The sequence below is a fragment of the Microvirga arabica genome (assembly GCF_016811235.1).
GTDB classification, from domain to species: Bacteria; Pseudomonadota; Alphaproteobacteria; order Rhizobiales; family Beijerinckiaceae; genus Microvirga; species Microvirga arabica.
Map to the genome: position 1 here is coordinate 1 of NZ_JAFBID010000175.1, position 1,987 is coordinate 1,987.

Below are 1,987 nucleotides of genomic sequence, written 5' to 3' on the forward strand. Positions count from 1 at the left end.
TTGATCTGTTCATCGGCACCGCCACGACCACAGGCTTTCCAGCAGAGGCGGTGGCCGGCGGCTCGCCGTTCAACGTTGCCATCGCGCTCGGGCGCCTCGGCCGCCCGGCAGCTTTCCTGTCCACCCTGTCCGAAGACGTTTTCGGCACCTTCCTGGCGCAGAAGCTCGCCGAATCCGGCGTGAGCTCGGCCTATATCCGGCGCGTCCCGAACGTCACGACGCTGAGCGTCGTGGCCACCAGCCCATCCGGGCAGCCGCAATATTCCTTCTACGCGCCGAACAGCGCCGACCGCGCTCTTACGCCCGAGGCACTGCCTGCCGAACTCCCGGCAGACGTGAACGCCATTGCGGCGAGCTCCTATGCGCTGGGGGTCGAGCCCATCGCCAGCGCCATCGAGACCCTGCTGCGCCGGGAGGCCGGATCCCGCGTGATCTCGCTCGATCCGAATGTCAGGCCGCGTGTGGTGGGCGATCTGAATGCCTATCGCGAGCGGTTCGAACGGCTGCTCGCTTATGCCGACATCGTGAAGGCAAGCGACGAGGACATCGAACTGCTCTACGCAACGCACGACCTCGCATCGGCCGCGCGAACCTGGCTACGACGCGGTCCCAAGCTCGTGATCATCACCCGCGGCGAGAGAGGTTCGCTCGCGGCTTTCGATGATACAATTCTGGAGCGCCCCGCGCCGAAGATCGCGGTGGTCGACACTGTTGGCGCAGGCGACACGTTCCACGCCGGGCTGCTGGCCTGGCTTGATATGAACGGCCTGCTGACGCCTGGGGGTGTAACAGGATTGAGCGAGGCGCAGGTCACCGCAGCCCTCGATTTCGCCACCGCGGCAGCCGCCATCGTCTGCACCCGGCGCGGAGCCAATCCGCCGTCATGGCATGAGGTCGAGCGCTTCATGGCTGAGCGCACCGAAGCCAGAGGGACAGCATCATGACGAACGAGCCTGTTCTTCCACCGCTCGGGACACCCTGGCGCTTCAACCGCTTTCATCGGGAATGGCTGCTCGAGCAGGCCAGCAACCTGTTCGACTTCTTTCAGCACGGCGTCATCAATCCGGCCGGTGGCTTCTTCGATCTCGACGATGCAGGCGAGCCCATTGCTGCCGCCAATCCGGTCCGGCAGATCCACAACACGACCCGCATGGTGCATTGCTTTGCCATCGGCACGCTCCTCGGCCGGCCCGGCTGCGATGCCATCATCGATCACGGCATGGAGTACCTCTGGAAGGCGCATCGCGACGCGCAAAACGGCGGCTATGTGTGGTCACTGAACAACGACGGACCGAAGGACGATACGAAGCAGGCCTATGGCCATGCCTTCGTGCTGCTGGCGGCCTCCAGCGCGAAGGTGGTGGGCCATCCGCTGGCGGACCGCCTGCTGGCAGACATCACGCAAATCCTTGACGAGCATTTCTGGGAGGAGCAGCACGGGGCCGTGACCGAGGAATTCACGCGCGACTGGCAGCCTTTGAGCCAGTATCGCGGCCAGAATTCCAACATGCACCTGACCGAAGCCCTGATGGCGGCGTTCGAAGCCACGGGCGAGCGCACCTATCTCGACCGGGCGGAGCGGATCGCGGGCCTCATCATCGGCCGGCATGCAGCCTCCCTCGATTACCGGGTGGCGGAGCACTTCCACGCGGATTGGAGCCTCGACCGGCACTACCGTGGCGACGACATGTTTCGGCCCTACGGTACGACGCCTGGCCACTGGCTGGAATGGGCGAGGCTCCTTCTCCAGCTCTGGTCGCTGGGCGGGCAGCGTCATGCCTGGATGCCGGATGCGGCCCGTCAGTTGTTCCGGCAATCCATCGACCTGGGGTGGGACAGGGACAAGGGCGGGTTCTTCTACGCCCTCGACTGGGACGACAGGCCAAGGCTCTCCTTAAAGCTCTGGTGGCCTTGCGCGGAGGCGATCGGCGCAGCGGCGTTTCTCGCTGAGCACAGCCCGAGCGACTTCCACGAGCAATGGTACCGC

Annotated in this window: 2 protein-coding genes; both read left to right on the plus strand. The window is 65.2% G+C overall.

Going from position 1 to position 1,987, the window contains the following annotated elements; genetic code table 11:
- The coding region (locus JQC81_RS32230) for a carbohydrate kinase family protein (protein WP_203275831.1) at positions 1-944 on the plus strand (944 nt) is incomplete at its 5' end.
- Positions 941-1,987, plus strand: a 1,047-nt coding sequence (locus tag JQC81_RS32235) for an AGE family epimerase/isomerase (RefSeq protein ID WP_203275832.1), incomplete at its 3' end; no start/stop codon positions are given. The genes JQC81_RS32230 and JQC81_RS32235, both read left to right, overlap by 4 nt.